The organism is Mesorhizobium sp. WSM4808, assembly GCF_055811675.1.
In genome coordinates, this window is record NZ_JBVVQX010000074.1 from 1 (window position 1) to 739 (window position 739).

The 739-nt window shown below is 60.2% G+C and carries 1 pseudogene; it reads left to right on the forward strand.

What is annotated here, in order from left to right:
• A pseudogene (locus tag AC0L2U_RS34735) lies at window positions 1-377 on the forward strand (transposase); the annotation flags it as partial.
• Window positions 378-739 lie beyond the last annotated feature (362 nt).

The window sequence follows — 739 nt, forward strand, 5'->3', positions numbered from 1 at the left end:
AATCGGAGCATTGGGAGCCACCGCGCTACTGGCGGCCGTCGGCACCGGATGCAAAGTTCCAGAAGGCTCGCGACCTGGCCGCATGGCTGGGGCTGGTCCCTCGAGAATACTCGACCGGAGGCAAGCAGAAGTTACTCGGTATCAGCAAGCGCGGGAACCGCTGCGTCCGCAAGCTCCTCGTTCATGGCGCGCGATCATGCTTCCGTCACCTGGATCGAACCCGGGATCGCCTGGGAAGCTGGCTTGATGGGTTGCAGAGCCGGATGCACCCGAACAAAGCTGTTGTCGCACTTGCCGCCAAGATGGCGCGCATTGTCTGGGTTGTCCTGACCAAGCCGGGAGCACTCTACGAACGCAGGGATCCTGCATTCGCCTGACGCTCCGGCTCGATTGCAAGGCTCGGGAATAGTGATGACGAAACAGTGGATCAGCATGCCGTAAGCCCTGTGCAAAAAAGCGGGCTTCGTGCCCGAACCATTTATTGGGAACGGCGTGCGCGGATCTCATCATGGCCTGGCTGCAACAGCAGCTCACTCGCGAGAGGCCGGATACATTTATGCAACTGGAATCGTCGTCGGCGATGTCGCGAACCCTTGCACGGACGGGGCGGACCATACATTTTTTGACAGAAGCTCACGCAGCGCCGAGGCTTCGAGCATCTGGTCGGCGAGCAGCTTCTTCAGCTTGGCATTCTCGTCTTCCAGAGCCTTCAGCCGCTTGGCGCGTCAGAGACGTCCAT